The sequence below is a fragment of the Spectribacter acetivorans genome (assembly GCF_031846305.1).
In the GTDB taxonomy this organism is placed as follows: domain Bacteria; phylum Pseudomonadota; class Gammaproteobacteria; order Nevskiales; family Salinisphaeraceae; genus Spectribacter; species Spectribacter acetivorans.
The window spans coordinates 1-16424 of sequence record NZ_JAVRHY010000010.1 but is presented as its reverse complement, the minus strand read 5'-3'; the positions used below and the strand labels follow the sequence as shown (position 1 = coordinate 16424).

Sequence of the window (16424 nt, the reverse complement as noted above, 5' to 3'; positions counted from 1 at the left end):
CTAGCCGGGCGGATCTTTTGGCGCGTCGCGATAGGGGTCAACCCCCTCACGCTTGTAGCGCTGGTGAAGCCAGAAATACTGCGCCGGCGCTTCGCGTACCGCCGCTTCGATCATGTCGTTCAGCCGTTGGGCATCGGCCTCGTCGTCGCCGCTGGGGAAGCCCTCCAGCGGCGGCTGCACCAGCAGGCGATAGCCGCGGTTATCAGCTCGCCGCAGGGTAAAGAAGGGCACCACCACGGCGTTGCCCCGGGCCACGAGGCGTCCGGTGGCCAGACTGGTACGGGCTGGCTGGCCGAAAAACGTCAGATCCGCGCTGAACTGATTGCTGGCTTTCTGATCGGCCGCGTACCAGACCGCATCGCCGCGCTTGAGCGCCCGTAGCAGCCCACGCACGTCGCTGTCCGGAATGCTGGCCCCGCCGATATGATGCTCCCGGCGCTTGCGCATCACCGTGTCCACCACGGCGTTGTGCGGCGGCCGGTACATGGCGGTGGTGCGAATCCCGAGCCGTTTCAAATACAGCTGCGCCATGCGCACGCCCAGTTCCAGCGAGGTGAAGTGGGCGGACAGCAGCAGCATGCCCTGACCGCGCGCGGCGGCTGCCTCCAGGTGCTGCAGGCCTTCCATATCGGTCAGCCGTTCGATCTTGCCCGCCGGTGCCCACCAGCAGATCAGCGTTTCCATCGCGCCCATGCCCACGGAACGGAAATGGTCGCGCAGCATTCGCCGGCGGGTATCGGCATCCAGTTCCGGAAAACTCATCGCCAGGTTGGTGGCCGCCACGTGCCGGCGGTAGGGCACGATCCACCAGGCCAGATCGCCCAGCCGCCGGCCCAGCCACATCTGCAGCCGGTAGGGCAGCCAGCCCAGCAGGCAGCCCAGCCCCATGCCGAACCAGGTCGGCCAGTGGCGGAGGGCGAACAGTGATCCTTGATGTTTCATCGAGTTGCCTGCCAACAGCGGGCGCGTCGCGGTGCGAGCGATTACAATGCGCCTCGACCGGACGGATTCGTGACAGCGTCCGTCCGGCAGCATATCCGGGCGGCTATGATGCGGGATTCGCCGCCACGCGCAACCCTCAACCACGCGACAGGCATGCAGATAATTCCCAGTTTCGAGCCGGCCCGGGTGCTGGTGATCGGCGACATCATGCTCGACCGCTACTGGCACGGCGATACCGGTCGGATCTCGCCGGAGGCGCCGGTGCCGGTGGTGCGCATCGCGCGCGAGGAAGCCCGCCTGGGCGGGGCCGCCAACGTCGCATTGAACCTGGCCGCGGTGGGCGCGCAGGTGAACCTGATCGGCGTGGTGGGCGACGACGAACCCGGGCAGCGTGTCGAACGAATGCTGGTGGACGCCGGCGTGCAGACCAGTCTGGTGGTCAGCGGCGCCTGTCCCACCATCGCCAAGCTGCGGGTGGTCAGCCGCAATCAGCAGCTCATCCGGCTGGATTTCGAGGAAAGCTTCGCGGAGCAGGCGGCCGCCGACATCGACGAACTGGGCACGCGCTACGAGCAGGCGCTGGCCGACTGGGACGTGGTGATCTGTTCCGACTATGGCAAGGGCACGCTGGCCCGGGTGGGTGAACTGATTGCCGCGGCGCGCGCGGCCGGCAAGCCGGTGCTGGTCGACCCCAAGGGCACCGACTGGGCCCGCTATCGTCAGGCCACGCTGATTACGCCGAATCTGGCCGAGCTGTCCGCGGTGACCGGCGAGCCATCGTCCGACGAGGACCTGGCTGCCCGCGCGGCCGCGCTGCGCGAATCGCTGGCGCTGGAGGCGTTGCTGGTCACCCGTAGCGAGCGGGGCATGACGCTGTTCCACGGGGACGGCGATACCCATCTGCCGGCCCTGGCTCGCGAGGTGTTCGATGTCACCGGCGCGGGGGATACCGTGATCGCGCTGCTCGGTGCGGGTCTGGGGGCCGGTCTGGCCCTGCCCGATGCCGCCAATCTGGCCAATCTGGGAGCCGGGGTCGTGGTGGGCAAGCTGGGCACGGCCACGGTCAGCCGGGCCGAACTGCGCCGGGCCGCCCGCACGCGACACGCGGACGAGGACACTGGCGTACTCGACGCGGGGCAGCTGCAGCAGCGGGTGGAGGAAGCCCGCGCCCACGGCGAACGGGTGGTGATGACCAACGGCTGTTTCGATCTGCTGCACCCGGGGCACGTGCGCTACCTGGAGGCCGCCCGCGAACTGGGTGACTGGCTGGTGGTGGCGGTGAACGACGACGCTTCTGTACAGCGCCTCAAGGGCGAGGGCCGCCCGATCAACACCCTGGCCGATCGCATGGAAGTGCTGCGCGGTCTGGGTGCGGTGGACTGGGTGACTTCGTTTTCCGAGGACACCCCGGCGGCATTGATCGAGCGCGTACTGCCGGATGTGCTGGTCAAGGGGGGCGATTACCGCCCCGAGGACATCGCCGGCGCCGATGCCGTGCTGGCCGCCGGCGGGGAAGTGCGTGTGCTGGAATTCGTCGAGGGCCATTCCACCTCCGGCATCGTCGAGCGCGTGGCCCGGGGCGGATGACGGCGGGCGCCCGGACATGATCTGGCGCCACGTCTACAGTCTGCTGCTGATTCTGCTGCTGCCGCTGGTGCTGGCCGGCTTCGCCTGGCGCGGCCTGCGCGAGCCCGGGTATCGGCGCGGCTGGGGTCAGCGGCTGGGGTTCGGCCGTCCGGCGGCCACCGGTGCCATCTGGGTGCATGCGGCGTCGGTCGGCGAAGTCCAGGTGGCCGCCGGCCTGGTGCGGGGCCTGGCCGAGCGGCATCCCGAGCTGCCGCGTCTGGTCACCACCTTCACCCCCTCCGGCCGCGCCCGGGCCCGGCAGGTGCTGGGCGATATTGCCGAGGTGCGGTTCCTGCCTTTCGACCTGCCCGGCGCCATGCGGCGGTTTGTGGTACGCCACCGGCCGCGGCTGGCAATCGTGGTGGAAACCGAACTCTGGCCCAACATGCTGGCCGTCTGCCGCGCGAACGGCGTGCCGGTGATGCTGGCCAATGCCCGTCTGGGTGACCGCTCGGTCCGGCGTTACCGGCGATGGCCGCTACGCGCTCTGATGGCGGAAACGGTCACTGCGATCGATCGCGTGGCGGCAGCCAGCGAGACCGACGCCGACCGATTTGCAGAACTGGGCATACCGGTGGACCGCATCCATACCACCGGCAATCTGAAATTCGATCTGCCCCTGCCGGACGACGTTCTCGCCCGGGGGCAGGCCCTGCGCGAACGCTGGCAGGCCGAGGCCCGGCCGGTCTGGGTGGCGGCGAGCACCCATGCCGGCGAGGAAGCGCTCGTGCTGGAAGCGCACGCGATCCTGCGGCAGTCTCTGCCGGATTCACTGCTGATTCTGGTGCCGCGCCATGCGCCGCGCTTCGAGGCCGTGGCCGAGCTGGTGCAGGAGCGGAGCCTGGGCTATGCCCGCCACAGCCGCGGCGAGGCGGTGCACCCGGATACCGCGGTGGTGCTGGGCGATACGCTGGGCGAGCTACCGCATTTCTACGCGGCGGCTGACCTGGCATTCGTCGGCGGCAGTCTGGTGCCCGGCATCGGCGGGCATAATCTGCTGGAGCCGGCGGCGTTGCGCCTGCCGATGATGACCGGGCCGCACCTGGGTGGCTGGCAGATGGTGGCCGAGTGGCTGATCGAGGCCGGTGCGCTTTGTCCGGTGACGGACGCGGCGTCGCTGGCCGCCGCCGCGGCCGAGGCGCTGGCAGATCCGGCCGGCCGCCGGCAGGCAGGTCTGGCAGCCGAGCGGGTCGTCGAGGACCATCGGGGCGCGCTGGCGCGAACGCTGCGCGAGGTGCCCGACTTGCTGACTGGCAACAGGGTAAACCCGCCCTAACGGGTGGCAGGCAGGCGCCGGCCGCCGCCTATGCTGGCGGACGGTGCCACGAGCTGTTTCATGGAACTGGAGAGTTGTTGATGTCGGATTACCACGCCCCCTTGCGGGACATGCTGTTCGTGATGACCCATCTGGCCGATGCGGCCTCGCTGGCCGAACTGCCCGGCTACGAGGAGGCCACGCCGGACCTGCTGAGTTCGGTGCTGGACGAGGCCGGCCGCTTCGGCAGCGAGCGCCTGGCGCCGCTCAACCAGACCGGTGACCGCGATGGCGCCCGCTGGACGCCCGAGGGCGTGCTGTCGTCGCCCGGCTTCGCGGATGCCTACGCCGATTTCGTGGCCGGCGGCTGGAACGGGCTGACCGCCACCCCGGATTCCGGCGGCATGGGGCTGCCCACGCTGATGGGCAGCGCTACGCACGAAATCTGGAATGCCGCCAACATGGCCTTCGCGCTGTGCCCGCTGCTCAGTGCCAGCGCGATCAAGCTGCTGGAGAATCACGGCGACGAAGCGCTCACCGCCGCCTATCTGGAGAAGATGGTCAGCGGCGAATGGACCGGCACCATGGACCTGACCGAACCGCAGTCCGGCTCCGACCTGGCCACCATCCGCACCCGCGCGGAACCGGCCGGCGACGGCAGCTATCGGCTATTCGGCCAGAAGATCTACATCACCTGGGGCGAGCACGACATGGCCGCCAACACCATTCATCTGGTGCTGGCGCGGCTGCCGGATGCACCCACCGGGGTGAAGGGCATTTCCCTGTTCCTGGTGCCGCGGTATCTGCTGGACGACAACGGCGAACCGGGCACCACCAACGATATGCGCGCGGCCTCCATCGAGCACAAGCTGGGTATTCACGGCAGCCCCACCTGCACCATGGTCTATGGCGAGGCCGATGGCGCCGTGGGCTATCTGGTCGGTCCGGAAAACCAGGGTCTGCGCTGCATGTTCACGATGATGAACGCGGCCCGCCACAAGATGGGCGTTCAGGCGCTGGGCCTGTCCGATCGCGCCTACCAGCGGGCCCGGGCCTACGCGTTCGACCGCGTGCAGGGCCGGCCGGCGGACCCGGACGCCCCGGCCAGCGCGCCCATTGCCCACCATGCCGATGTGCGCCGCATGCTGCTGCTGATGAAAAGCCAGATCGACGCCATGCGGGCCCTCTGCTACGTGACCGCCGCGGACATGGACCGGGCCGGCCGCGCGCCGGAGACCGAGGACCGCCGCCGCCATCAGGCGCGCGTGGATCTGTTGATACCCGTGGTCAAGGCCTGGTGCACGGAAGCGGCCATCGAGATCACCTCGCTGGGCGTGCAGGTGCACGGCGGCATGGGTTATGTCGAGGAAACCGGCGCCGCCCAGTACTACCGCGACGCCCGCATCATCCCGATCTACGAAGGCACCAACGGCATCCAGGCGATCGACCTGGTCGGCCGAAAGCTCCTGCGCGACCAGGGCGAGGCGATGCGGGCGCTGCTTGCCGACATGAGCGCCACTCGCGACGAGCTGGCGGCGCATGCCGAACTGGGCACGATTCGCACGGCGCTGTCGGAGGGCATCGACGCACTTGGCACCGCCACCGAGTCATTGCTGGAAGCCGGCAAGCTGTCCGGGGAACAGGCCACCGCCAACGCCTTCGATTATCTGATGCTGGTGGGCACCGTCACCGGTGGCTGGCTGCTGGCCCGGCAGGCAATGGTGGCCAGCGATGCCCTTGATAAGGCCGGCGACGATCGGCCGTTCTACGAACAGAAAGTGGCAACCGCCACCTTCTATGCCGCCCAGATCATGCCGCGGCTGCACGCCCATGCCCGGGTCGTGGCCAACGGCTTCGAACCGGTACTGTCGGTGTCGCCGGCGATGCTGGCGGCGGGCTGAGTCACGGGCGGCAACACAATAATCAACGGAGGAGAGATCGCGATGAGACAGGACATCGAATTCAACACGGAAGACGGCGTCACCCTGCGGGGCTGGTGGTATCCGGGTAACGGCGACGGCGCCACGGTGGTGATGGCCCACGGCTTTTCCGCCACCAAGGAAATGTATCTCGACGGCTTCGCCGAAGTATTCGCCGAGGCCGGCCTCAACGTGCTGGTATACGACAACCGCTGTCTGGGTGAATCCGGCGGCGAACCGCGCGGCGAGATCGACCCCTGGATGCAGGTCCGGGACTATCGCGACGCCATTACCTGGGTCAGCCAGCGCGACGACGTCAACGCCGAACGCATCGGCATCTGGGGCTCCAGCTATAGCGGCGGCCACGTGCTGATGGTGGCGGCCATGGACCGGCGGGTGAAATGCGTGGTGTCACAGGTGCCGCTGGTGCACGGCGGCATCAACGCCTCGCGGCTGGTGCGCGCGGACCTGTTGCGCGAACTGCGCCGCAACTGCGATGCCGACCGCGTGGCCCGCTACAACGGCGAAGCTCCGGCGATGGTGCCGGTGGTGGCCGAGAAGGAAGGCGACCCCTGCGTGCTGCCGACCGCCGATTCCACCGAGTTCTTCCTGCAGATTCCGCCGGAGCGCACCAAGCACTGGCGCAACGAATGCACTATGCGGTCGGTGGACCTGTTTGCGTCGTACGAGCCGGGATTCTACGCCCCGCTGATCAGCCCGACGCCGGTGATGGTCGCCGCGGCGGTTGGCGACGTGCTCACCCCGTTCGACGTGACCGCGTCGGTGTTCGAAAAGATGCTGCAGCCCAAGAAGTTCGTGACGCTGCCGGGCGGCCATTTCGACGCCTACGTTGACGAGGCCTTCGCCATCTCCGCGCCGCAGCAACGCGACTGGTTCCGGGCGCATCTGGCGGCCTGATCGGCCAATCGGGAGAGTGAAATGGTGGGCGGTGCAAGGTTCGAACTTGCGACCCCTGCCGTGTGAAGGCAGTGCTCTACCGCTGAGCTAACCGCCCGATCGGGCGCGCAATATACGATGCGCTCGGATGAGCGTCAACGCGCGGGCGCATACCTGCGGCCGCGGTTGGCGTATTGCGTGCAAACCTGACGGGACATTGCCCATGCTCTTGCAAGAACGCGTGACCGTGCCGAGGTCGGTTGCCGACTGCTTTCGGTATCTGGTGGATTTTTCCACCTGCGAACAGTGGGATCCGGGAGTCGAGCGTGCGCGCAAGGTGACACCCGGGGCGGCCGGGGTGGGCACGCGCTTCGATCTGACGCTGGCGTTTGCCGGGCGGTCGGTGCCGATGACGTATGAATTGTCCGAGATCGTGACCGATCGCCGGCTGGTGCTGAGCGGCCGGGGTGACGGATTTCGCGTCACCGACACGATCGAACTGGCGGCTCATGGCGGCGGGACCGTTATCGATTACCGCTCGGCGATTCACTTTCTCGGCCCCGGTCGCCATATCGCGCGTTGGCTGCGTCCCTGGTTCAACCGCTTGGGTCGCCGGGCTGTGGCGGGCCTCGAGACCGCCCTGTCGCCGGGGCCCGAGCCGTCCGATCACCCGGTGGGCGTGCTCGCGCACCGGACGCTGCTTCCCGCCATGGTGCAGTTCACGCGGCGCGGTTATCGGGCGATGCCGGACAAGGGATTGAGCGATTTCATGGACGGCCGGGTGGTGGTTGTGACCGGCGCGACCGGCGGCCTTGGGTTGGCCGCGGCGCAGGCGCTGGCCCGGCTGGGTGCCAGCGTGACCATCACCGGCCGGGATGCCGAACGGCTGGCGGCAGCCCGCCGGACGATTGCGGACTTTTCCGGCACCGAGGCGGACACGATCCGGACGTATCAGGCGGACATGCTGTCGCTGACCCAGGTGCGCGACCTGGCCGAGTGCTTGCGGCGTGATCTGCCGTCAATCGATGTATTGATCAACAACGCCGGGGCGCTGTTCGCCGAGCGGGTGCTCACCGAGGACGGTATCGAGCGCAGCATGGCGATCAATCTGGTATCACCGTTCGTGCTTACCGACGCGCTGGCGCCGGCGCTCGGGCAGACCGGGGCACGGGTAGTGAATGTGGCCAGCGGCGGGATGTACACCCAGGCACTGGCGCTGGATGACATGAATTTCGATCATGGCGAGTTCGATGGCGCGAAGGCGTACGCCCGCGCCAAGCGGGGCCTGGTGGCGCTGACCGAGCACTGGGCGCAGTCCCCCGAGTTTGACGGGGTGAATATTCACGCCATGCATCCCGGCTGGGCGGCGACGCCGGGGGTGGCGAAGTCGCTGCCGGCGTTCAACCGTCGGCTTCAGGGGCGCCTGCGCGACGCCCGCATGGGCGCCGACACCATGGTCTGGCTGGCCAGCAGTCCGCGGGTGGCAGGGCGCTCTGGCGAGTTCTGGTTCGACCGTCAGCCTCGTCCCAAAGCGATTCTGCCCGGCACCGCCGTGACGCAGCCGCAACGCGATCAACTGCTGGCCTGGCTAGAGCGGGCGGCAGCATGAGCGACGACAAGCGCGATCAGCGCAGCCGCCGGCGCAAGCTGTTCGGCGCCGGGCTACGCACGCTGGGGCGGGGCGCCCGGCGGGTGCTGCCGGGCTATGACCGGGCCCAGTACTGGACCCAGAGCGGGCTGGACTGGTTTGACACCCTGGGCAATCTCAAGGGGGCGGCGATGAAGCTGGGACAGGTGGCCGCCCAGTATCAGGACCTGCTGCCGCCGGAGTTGACCGAGCAGCTGGCCCGCCTGCAGCGCGATGCCCAGCCACGCCCGTTCGAGCAGATGCGTACGGTGCTGGATGCCGCCTGGGGGCCGGATCAATGGGCACAGGTGGATTCGATCGATGAGACCGCGATGGCGGCGGCCTCCATCGGGCAGGTGCATCGCGCGCGATTGGCGGACGGCCGCGCGGCGGTGGTCAAGATCCGCTATCCGGAAGTGGCCGGCTCGGTGGATGCCGACGTGGCCAATCTGGGCCGTCTGCTGCGCTGGTCGCGGCTGCTGCCGATCGACGCCTCGCGCCTGGACGAGGTGCTGGCCGAGGTCCGGGATCGCCTGGCGGAGGAAACCGATTACCGCATCGAACGCGACAACCTGGTGGCGATGCGTGCGCTGGATCTGCCGGGCTTTGTTCTGCCGGCCCCCGTGGACGCGCTCAGCGGCGAGTCGGTACTGGTCATGGAAGAGGTCGTGGCGGAGCGGCTGGACGGTCTACGCGAGGCCGATCAGGCCGCGCGCGACCGGGTGGGTGAGGCGCTGGTGGCCAACCTGGCGCGTCAGGTCTTTACCCACGGGCTGCTGCATGCCGACCCGCACCCCGGCAACTACGGACTGACGGCGGATGGCCGGGTGGCCGTGTACGACTTCGGCTGCGTCAAGCGGGTGGCGCCGGCCGAGGCAGAAGGCATGCGGCGGGTGCTGGCGGCGAGCCTGGCACACGACTGGGCCGGCGTGCATGCCGGGCTGGCGGATCTAGGCATCGTCAACCCCGCGGCGTTTGCTGATGAGTCCGACGTGTTTGCTGACATCTACCAGCGGCATCATCATGCCGCGATCGATGCGGTCAAGGCCGAACCGTTCTACGACTTCACCGAGGGCAGCGTGATCACGCGTCTGCGCGCCGAGGTCCGGGCCGATCTACGGCACTGGCGGCGTTTCCGGCCGGCGCCGGAGCTGGTGTTCGTGATGCGCACACTCAGCGGCATGTACTGGCTGCTGCGTGGCATCGAGGCTCGGGTGCCGCTCTACGACATGCTGGAAGCGGTGGCCGACGGGCGTGAGGACGAGATCTAGCGGCTGAACGCTCGCCGCCACACTCCGTCGCCCCACTGGTAGATCGCCAGGGCGGTAACGATCAGCGCCGCCCCGAGGAGGGCGTGCCGGGTGAGCGGTTCGCCGGCCACCAGCCAGCCGATGGTCAGCGCGGTGGGCGGGGTCATCAGCGGGATCAGGGCCACGGTAGCGACCGGCAACCGTGCCAGCAGGTGGAAATACAGCATGAAGCCCAGCACCGAGCCGAACACGCTCAGATAGGCGATGGCGCCCAGCGTGCGCGGGGCTGCCTCGCTCGGCAGCTGTCCATCAGTGACGGCCCACACCAGGGTGAATCCGATGGCGGTAATCCATAGCGCGCCGCCGACCTGGGACAGCGGATGCATCACCACACTGTGGCGTTTCACCAGCACGCTGCTCAGCGCATAGAAGGTGGTGGCGACGACGAGCGCGGCAATGGCCGGTGCGGCGTCGGCGTTGATCGCCATCTCGCCGCGGTAGAGGATGGCGAGGCCGGCCATCGCGGCAAGCAGTGCGCCGACCCGCAACGGGGTCAGCGTGCGCTCACCCAGCATCAGGGCACCGAACAGGCCCGCAAACAGTGGCGCCACGCCGAAGACCACCGCGATCAGCCCCGAGGGCAGGAACTGCGCCGCCCAGTAGAGCAGCCCCATGGCGCCGAAAAAGCCCAGCGCGCCCGAGGCATACATCCGGCAGGCGGCGGCAGAGTAGTCGCGGGTCAGGCCAAAGGCACGGATCAGGAGCGAGGCCAGCAGGGCGCCGGCCACCATGCGCAGCGCCACGCCTTCGAGAAAGGTCACGCCGCCGCCACTGCTCCATTTCACCGCCAGCGGCGTGGTGGACCACACCAGCACGACGATGGCAAAGGCGGCAGGCACGGGCATGGCAACTCGCTGGTCGGCGCGGACTGAACGGCTCGGCGCAAGGCCGATCCGCGGGTGCGCGATGATAGACTACGCGGCGGCCGGCCACCCGCCGGCATGACTGGTTCAAGCGAGCGATTTCATGCAATTCATTGATCTCCAGGCCCAGTACCGCCGGATTCAGGCGGACGTGGATGCGCGCATGCGCGCCGTGCTCGAGCACGGTCAGTACGTCATGGGGCCGGAGATCGAGGCCCTGGAAGCGCGCCTGGCCGACTACGTGGGCGTGCCGCACTGCGTGGCGATGTCCAGCGGTACCGACGCGCTGCTGGTGGCCATGATGGCGCTGGATATCGGGCCGGGCGATGAAGTGATCACCACGCCGTTCACGTTCATTGCCACCGGGGAAATGATCGCCCTGCTGGGGGCGAAGCCAGTGTTCGTGGATATCGACCCGGTCACCTACAACCTCGATCCGGGGCTGGTGGAAGCCGCGATCACGCCGCGAACCCGGGCGATCGTGCCGGTGAGTCTCTATGGCCAGTGCGCCGACATGGAGGCGTTCACCCGCATTGGCGAGAAACACGGGCTGCCGGTAATCGAGGACGGCGCCCAGAGCTTCGGCGCCACCCGCCATGGCCGGCGTTCCTGCGGCTTGTCGAGCCTCTCGGCCACGTCGTTCTTCCCGGCCAAACCCCTGGGCTGCTATGGCGACGGCGGGGCGGCGTTCACCACTGACCCCGATCTCGACCGGCGCATGCGGGAATTGCGCAATCACGGGCAGGACCGCCGTTATCACCATCCGCGTCTGGGTATCAACGGCCGGCTGGATACGCTACAGGCGGCGGTGCTGCTGGCGAAGATGGAAATCTTCGAGGATGAAGTGCAGGTTCGGGGGCAGCTCGGGGCCCGCTACTCGGCGGCACTGGCCGGTCTGGTGCAGACGCCGCATCTTGCCGAGGGCAACACCAGCGTCTACGCGCAGTACACGGTCCAGGTCGATCAGCGTGACGCGGTGCAGGCGCGATTGAAGGACGCCAGTGTGCCCACCGCCGTGCATTATCCGGTCCCCCTCAACCAGCAGCCGGCGCTGTACACGGATGATCCGGTGCCGGTGGCCGATGCCGCGGCCGAGCGGGTGATGAGCCTGCCCATGCATCCCTATCTGACCGAAGCGGAGCAGGATGAAGTCGTGGCGGCCCTGAAAGCCGCGCTGACCTAGAGATTCGTCAATTAGTGGTTGTGGCCGAGCGCCATGCCCCCTATAATTTGCGGCCGCTGACGAGACCCGGGGCCATAGCTCAGTTGGGAGAGCGCAACACTGGCAGTGTTGAGGTCGGGGGTTCGAATCCCCCTGGCTCCACCAGTCTCCGGCAGCGATAACGACTCGATACGTCCCCATCGTCTAGAGGCCTAGGACACCGCCCTTTCACGGCGGTAACAGGGGTTCGAATCCCCTTGGGGACGCCAATCGAAGCGATTCCGGCGATTTTCCGCCGCAGCGCCTCCCGAAGTCGGACGCGTCGCGCGACCAAGTTGCGGCAAATCGCCGTCGTCATATCCACGCAACATGTTCTGACTAGCATCCGCTCAAATTCACGCGGATGCCGTAGCCCTCGGCTGCCCGAAATCTCTTCCGGGTTGCTTGTTGGCGAAGGCTTCGCCCTTGAACGGGTGGCCTCTGTTGCGCATCACGATCTTCGGAACCGGATATGTCGGTCTGGTGACCGGCGCCTGTCTTGCGGAAACGGGCAATCACGTTGTTTGCGTCGACATTGACGCAGACCGGGTCGCACAACTGTCGCGCGGCGACGTCCCGATCTATGAACCCGGCCTCGACGCCTTGGTGACGGGTAACGTGAACGCCGGACGTCTGACCTTCACCACCGATGCGGAAGCGGCCGTGGCTCACGGCAGGCTCCAGTTCATTGCGGTCGGCACCCCCTCGGACGAGAGTGGCGCCGCCGACCTTCAGTACGTACGCCAGGTCGCGGACACGATCGGTCGCTACATGACCGAATACAGATTGGTCATCACCAAGTCCACGGTGCCGGTGGGCACGGCCGATGAAGTGCGCGCCACGATTCGCGCCGCGCTCGACGCGCGTGACGTGTCGCCGGAATTCGATGTGGCCTCGAACCCAGAATTCCTGAAAGAGGGGGCCGCGATCGAGGATTTCATGAAGCCTGACCGGGTGGTGATCGGGGTGGACAACGAGCGCGCCGCGGACCACTTGCGCGCGCTGTACGCGCCCTATAACCGCAGCCGTGACCGCTGCATGGTCATGGATATCCGCTCGGCCGAGCTGACCAAGTACGCCGCCAACATCATGCTGGCCGCCAAGGTCAGCATGATGAACGAGCTGGCTCAGATATCCGATCGGGTGGGCGCCGATATCGAGCGGGTACGGACGGCCATCGGGGCGGATCACCGGATTGGTTATCACTTTATTTATCCGGGCTGCGGATTTGGTGGCTCCTGTTTCCCCAAGGACGTGCGGGCGTTGGGCAGCACATCCAAACAGCACGGTTACGAGCCAGCGCTGCTGGACGCGATCGAGGGTGTCAATATGCGCCAGAAGCGGGTGCTATTCGAGCGGCTGCAGGCGCATTTCGGTGATCTCGCGGGCCGGACCATCGGCGTCTGGGGGCTGGCGTTCAAGCCCAATACAGACGACATGCGGGAGGCCCCGAGCCGAACATTGATGGAAGCGCTCTGGGAGGCCGGCGCGTCGGTACGGGCATTCGATCCGGAAGCCACGGGCGAGGCACGGCGAATCTACGGCGACAGAGCGGATCTGGCCCTGTGCGACAGCGCGCTGGATGCCGCCCGGGATGTCGATGCCCTGGTGGTGGTCACCGAATGGCATATCTTCCGCAGCCCGGATTTCGACGAGCTCAAGACACTTATGGCCCAGCCGGTTATCGTGGATGGGCGCAATATCTACGAGCCGGACTATCTGCGGCGCGAGGGATTTACCTATTACGGCATCGGCCGCGCCGCGGGAAATCCGGCGCCAGTGTGATCCGAGGGCTTGCTTTTCCCGCCACTGGCCTTAATTTGGGCGGGTGACGCGGGAACCCCCGCCCCTGGGTGATAGCAACATGCCGATTTACGAATACGTTTGCGAGTCCTGCGGCGCCGAAATCGAGCGTCTGCAGCGGATGGCGGATGACCCGCTGAAAGATTGCCCTGACTGCGACAAGCCGTCGCTCAAGCGCAAGATCTCGGCCGCCGGGTTCCGGCTTGCCGGCAGCGGCTGGTACGAGACCGACTTCAAGAAGGATGGCAAGCGCAATCTTGCCGGCGCCGAGAACAAGGCCGATAGCGGCAAGTCCGACAGCGGGGGCGACAGCAAGTCCTCGTCTGCCGGCAAGTCCGACAGCACGGCCAAAAGCGACAAGAAAGACAAGAAGACCAGCACCGGCACCGGCACCGGCACCGGCACCGGCTGATGTTGCGCCGGTGGCTGATCGCCGGCCTGCTGGTCTGGCTGCCGCTGGTTGCCACCCTCGTTGTTCTGCAGTTGCTGGTCGGCTTTCTCGACCGGTCACTGCTGCTGGTGCCGCCGGCCTGGCGGCCGGAGGCGCTGCTCGGTTTCGCGATACCGGGATTGGGCATTCTGCTCAGTCTGGTTCTGGTGCTGGCCACCGGGGCGCTTGCGGCCAATCTGTTCGGCCGGCGTCTGGTGAGCTGGGCCGAGTCGCTGCTGGGTCGCGTGCCGCTGGTACGAACCGTTTACTCGGGGGTCAAGCGGCTGGCGGAAACCGTGCTGGGCGATCACGGGTCGTCCTTCCGGCAGGTGCTGATGGTGGAATACCCGCGGCGCGGGATGTGGACCCTGGCGTTTCAGACCGGCAGCCCGGTCGGCGAGGTGCAGGCGAAAACCTCCCAGGAAGTGCTCACCGTGTTCATTCCGACCGCGCCAAACCCCACTTCGGGTTATGTGGTGCTGGTGCCCCGCGAGGACATCATCGAGCTGGACATGTCGGTGGAGGATGGTTTGCGGATGGTGATTTCCCTGGGCGTGGTCACGCCCGAATCCGCCGCTGATGCTGCACCCCCCGGCGGTCCTACGAGCATCGCGCCGTAACGGTCGCGGTGGGCATCCCGGCCCGCTTCATTTAGTATTGCGCGCCTTTGACACTGGCGCGGAGCCCGACACCCCATGCGTTCCCATTACTGCGGCGAAGTCGACGGAAACCTGATCGACGGCGAGGTCACCGTTTGCGGCTGGGTGCACCGACGTCGGGACCACGGCGGCGTGATCTTCATCGATCTGCGCGATCGTGAAGGCCTGCTGCAGCTGGTTTTCGACCCGGACCGGGCGGATCTGTTCGCCGAAGCCGAGCGCCTGCGTCCCGAATTCTGCATTCGCGCCACCGGCCGGGTGCGCCGTCGGCCCGACGGCACCATCAACCCGAAGCTGGCCACCGGCCAGATCGAGGTGCTGGGCACCGACCTGACCGTGCTCAATGCCTCTGAAACGCCGCCGATCCAGCTGGACGATGCCGACGGCGTGGGCGACGAGGCGAGATTGCGTTACCGCTACATCGAACTGCGCAAGCCCCGCATGCAGCGCCATATGCAGATGCGGGCCCAGACCACGCGGGTGCTGCGCCGCTATCTGGACGAGCGCGGTTTCCTGGATCTTGAAACGCCCATCTTGACCAAGGCCACGCCCGAAGGCGCGCGTGACTACCTGGTCCCCAGTCGCACCCACCCGGGCCAGTTCTTCGCGCTGCCGCAGTCGCCGCAACTGTTCAAGCAGCTCCTGATGATGGGCGGCATGGACCGCTATTACCAGATCGCCCGCTGCTTCCGCGACGAGGACCTGCGCGCCGACCGCCAGCCCGAATTCACCCAGGTGGATATCGAGATGTCGTTCGTCGACGAGGCCGACATCATCGACCTCAACGAAGGCATGATCCGCGAGCTGTTCCGGTCGGTGTTGGACGAGGAACTGCCCGAGCCGTTCCCGCGCATGGCCTACGCCGAGGCCATCCGCCGTTTCGGGTCGGACAAACCGGACCTGCGCATCGACCTGGAACTGGTGGACATCGCCGACCTGGTGGCGGATGCCGAATTTAAGGTGTTCTCCGGCCCGGCCAACGATGCCGGTGGCCGCGTGGCAGTGCTGCGGGTGCCGGGCGGTGGCGCGTTGACCCGCAAGCAGATCGACGACTACACCGACTTCGTCGGCCGTTACGGCGCCCGGGGGCTGGCCTACGTCAAGGTCAACGACGCGGCGGCCGGCCGGGATGGCCTGGCCTCGCCGATTCTCAAGTTCCTGTCCGACGAGGCCGTGGCCGGCATCATGAGCCGCACCGACGCCGCCGACGGCGACCTGCTGTTCTTCGGGGCCGACAAGGCCGGCGTGGTCAACGACGCGCTCGGGGCGCTACGGGTACGCCTGGGGCATGACCTGGATCGCGTGGCGGCCGGCTGGAAGCCGTTGTGGGTGGTCGACTGGCCGATGTTCGAGTGGGACGACCGCGAAAAGCGCTGGGCGGCCCTGCATCACCCGTTCACCGCCCCGGTGGGCGACGACGCGGCCACCATGGCCGAGGCCCCCGGCGAGGCGATGTCACGGGCCTACGACCTGGTCCTCAACGGTACCGAAGTCGGCGGCGGTTCCATTCGTATCCACAACCCCGAGGTGCAGAGCCGGGTATTCGAGGTGCTGGGTATCAGCGCCGAAGAGGCAGAGGAGAAATTCGGCTTTCTGCTCGAGGCGCTGAAATACGGCGCCCCCCCGCACGGCGGCATCGCCTTCGGCCTGGATCGGCTGGTGATGCTGATGGCCGGGGCCGATTCCATCCGCGAAGTGATCGCCTTCCCCAAGACCCAGACCGCCACCGATCTGCTTACCGGCGCCCCCGGCGATGCCGATGCGCGGCAGTTACGCGAGCTGGGGATTCGCCTGCGTCAGACGGGCGGCGACGGTACCTCTTAGCGCGGACTGCCGCCGGCACCGGCTCGGTCGGCCATGACTGTAAAGGCGCCCCGTTTCGGCGGGGCGCC

Annotated in this window: 13 protein-coding genes and 3 tRNA genes; 13 read left to right on the top strand and 3 right to left on the bottom strand. The window is 67.5% G+C overall.

From position 1 onward, the window contains the following. Entirely contained in the window at nt 1-942 is a 942-nt protein-coding gene (locus RM531_RS11155) for a lysophospholipid acyltransferase family protein (RefSeq protein WP_311659337.1), read from the bottom strand. Between the two features lie 153 nt (nt 943-1095). Between RM531_RS11155 and hldE the strand changes: the two genes are divergently transcribed. The 4 genes from hldE (at nt 1096) to RM531_RS11135 (ending at nt 6660) form a co-directional block, all read left to right on the top strand. Beyond that, nucleotides 1096-2529: a bifunctional D-glycero-beta-D-manno-heptose-7-phosphate kinase/D-glycero-beta-D-manno-heptose 1-phosphate adenylyltransferase HldE gene (hldE, locus tag RM531_RS11150; RefSeq protein WP_311659336.1), complete on the top strand. Its 1434-nt coding sequence runs from the start codon at nt 1096-1098 to the stop codon at nt 2527-2529. A 16-nt stretch (nt 2530-2545) separates the two neighbouring features. Further along, entirely contained in the window at nt 2546-3844 is a 1299-nt protein-coding gene (waaA, locus tag RM531_RS11145; RefSeq protein ID WP_311659335.1) for a lipid IV(A) 3-deoxy-D-manno-octulosonic acid transferase, read from the top strand. Nucleotides 3845-3924: 80 nt separating this feature from the next. After that, on the top strand, nt 3925-5724 hold the full coding sequence (locus RM531_RS11140; RefSeq protein ID WP_311659334.1) for an acyl-CoA dehydrogenase: 1800 nt from the start codon (nt 3925-3927) through the stop codon (nt 5722-5724). A gap of 42 nt (nt 5725-5766) precedes the next feature. Continuing rightward, entirely contained in the window at nt 5767-6660 is an 894-nt protein-coding gene (locus tag RM531_RS11135; protein WP_311659333.1) for an alpha/beta hydrolase, read from the top strand. 22 nt (nt 6661-6682) lie between these two features. Here RM531_RS11135 and RM531_RS11130 read toward each other — a convergent pair. Beyond that, nucleotides 6683-6757: transfer RNA gene (locus RM531_RS11130), tRNA-Val, on the bottom strand. Between the two features lie 105 nt (nt 6758-6862). Between RM531_RS11130 and RM531_RS11125 the strand changes: the two genes are divergently transcribed. Then, nucleotides 6863-8248, top strand: a complete 1386-nt coding sequence (locus tag RM531_RS11125) for an SDR family NAD(P)-dependent oxidoreductase (RefSeq protein WP_311659331.1) — start codon at nt 6863-6865, stop codon at nt 8246-8248. After that, complete coding sequence (locus tag RM531_RS11120) at nt 8245-9537, top strand: ABC1 kinase family protein (RefSeq protein WP_311659329.1); 1293 nt, start codon at nt 8245-8247, stop codon at nt 9535-9537. The genes RM531_RS11125 and RM531_RS11120 overlap by 4 nt, the downstream gene beginning before the upstream one ends. On the opposite strand, the gene RM531_RS11115 is transcribed toward RM531_RS11120, so the two are convergent. Then, entirely contained in the window at nt 9534-10421 is an 888-nt protein-coding gene (locus tag RM531_RS11115; protein ID WP_311659327.1) for a DMT family transporter, read from the bottom strand. The two genes, RM531_RS11120 and RM531_RS11115, sit on opposite strands and share 4 nt — an antisense overlap. A gap of 121 nt (nt 10422-10542) precedes the next feature. On the opposite strand from RM531_RS11115, the gene RM531_RS11110 reads away from it, so the two are divergent. The 7 genes from RM531_RS11110 (at nt 10543) to aspS (ending at nt 16356) form a co-directional block, all read left to right on the top strand. After that, a complete protein-coding gene (locus tag RM531_RS11110) occupies nt 10543-11622 on the top strand; it encodes a DegT/DnrJ/EryC1/StrS family aminotransferase (RefSeq protein ID WP_311659326.1) in 1080 nt (359 codons plus the stop codon). A 68-nt stretch (nt 11623-11690) separates the two neighbouring features. Next, nucleotides 11691-11766 (top strand) — tRNA-Ala (locus RM531_RS11105). 28 nt (nt 11767-11794) lie between these two features. Continuing rightward, nucleotides 11795-11870 (top strand) — tRNA-Glu (locus RM531_RS11100). 214 nt (nt 11871-12084) lie between these two features. Then, the gene (locus RM531_RS11095; protein WP_349255437.1) at nt 12085-13425 is read left to right on the top strand and encodes a UDP-glucose dehydrogenase family protein; all 1341 of its coding nucleotides are present in this window, start codon (nt 12085-12087) and stop codon (nt 13423-13425) included. A 79-nt stretch (nt 13426-13504) separates the two neighbouring features. Beyond that, nucleotides 13505-13855, top strand: a complete 351-nt coding sequence (locus tag RM531_RS11090; RefSeq protein WP_311659322.1) for an FmdB family zinc ribbon protein — start codon at nt 13505-13507, stop codon at nt 13853-13855. Next, a complete protein-coding gene (locus tag RM531_RS11085; RefSeq protein ID WP_311659321.1) occupies nt 13855-14493 on the top strand; it encodes a DUF502 domain-containing protein in 639 nt (212 codons plus the stop codon). Before RM531_RS11090 ends, RM531_RS11085 begins: the two co-directional genes overlap by 1 nt. Before the next feature lie 75 nt (nt 14494-14568). Next, nucleotides 14569-16356, top strand: coding sequence for an aspartate--tRNA ligase (gene aspS / locus RM531_RS11080; protein WP_311659319.1), 1788 nt, complete (start codon nt 14569-14571; stop codon nt 16354-16356). The last annotated feature ends 68 nt before the right edge of the window (nt 16357-16424 follow it).

Coding starts and splice junctions, on each gene's coding strand:
- aspS (WP_311659319.1), top strand. CDS start 14,569: ATGCGTTCCCATTACTGCGGCGAAGTCGACGGAAACCTGATCGACGGC.
- RM531_RS11155 (WP_311659337.1), bottom strand. CDS start 942: ATGAAACATCAAGGATCACTGTTCGCCCTCCGCCACTGGCCGACCTGG.
- RM531_RS11090 (WP_311659322.1), top strand. CDS start 13,505: ATGCCGATTTACGAATACGTTTGCGAGTCCTGCGGCGCCGAAATCGAG.
- RM531_RS11085 (WP_311659321.1), top strand. CDS start 13,855: ATGTTGCGCCGGTGGCTGATCGCCGGCCTGCTGGTCTGGCTGCCGCTG.
- RM531_RS11120 (WP_311659329.1), top strand. CDS start 8,245: ATGAGCGACGACAAGCGCGATCAGCGCAGCCGCCGGCGCAAGCTGTTC.
- waaA (WP_311659335.1), top strand. CDS start 2,546: ATGATCTGGCGCCACGTCTACAGTCTGCTGCTGATTCTGCTGCTGCCG.
- RM531_RS11115 (WP_311659327.1), bottom strand. CDS start 10,421: ATGCCCGTGCCTGCCGCCTTTGCCATCGTCGTGCTGGTGTGGTCCACC.
- RM531_RS11135 (WP_311659333.1), top strand. CDS start 5,767: ATGAGACAGGACATCGAATTCAACACGGAAGACGGCGTCACCCTGCGG.
- RM531_RS11125 (WP_311659331.1), top strand. CDS start 6,863: ATGCTCTTGCAAGAACGCGTGACCGTGCCGAGGTCGGTTGCCGACTGC.
- hldE (WP_311659336.1), top strand. CDS start 1,096: ATGCAGATAATTCCCAGTTTCGAGCCGGCCCGGGTGCTGGTGATCGGC.
- RM531_RS11110 (WP_311659326.1), top strand. CDS start 10,543: ATGCAATTCATTGATCTCCAGGCCCAGTACCGCCGGATTCAGGCGGAC.
- RM531_RS11140 (WP_311659334.1), top strand. CDS start 3,925: ATGTCGGATTACCACGCCCCCTTGCGGGACATGCTGTTCGTGATGACC.